Raw genomic sequence first — 239 nt, 5'->3', positions numbered from 1 at the left:
CAAGCCGGACGCCTGATGATTTGCCAGCTTTCAACCGTGAATCGTTAAACGTGTTGGCAGATTAAAGCTACCAAAAAAGCGAACCGTTTCCATATACGGTTCGCTTTGTTTATGTACGTTTTCTTGAGAGGTAACAAGGACCTAGAACAATGCTTTGAGAAATAGATTTACAAGAGTCAAATACCGCGAGCGCTGTAACCGTGGCAGCCATCAGGGCTTCCGAATCGACAGTTGTGGAA

The 239-nt window shown here is 45.2% G+C and carries 1 protein-coding gene; it reads right to left on the bottom strand.

From position 1 onward, the window contains the following. Positions 1 to 109 precede the first annotated feature (109 nt). Positions 110 to 239 (bottom strand): cyclic pyranopterin monophosphate synthase MoaC (locus tag CHH91_RS21530; protein WP_141234249.1); only part of this gene is annotated, 130 nt, incomplete at its 5' end.

Source organism: Virgibacillus sp. 7505 (assembly GCF_002272135.1).
Classification (GTDB): Bacteria; Bacillota; Bacilli; order Bacillales; family Amphibacillaceae; genus Terribacillus.
The sequence above is the reverse complement of the archived record's forward strand: the minus strand, read 5'-3'. Positions and strand labels throughout refer to the sequence as shown.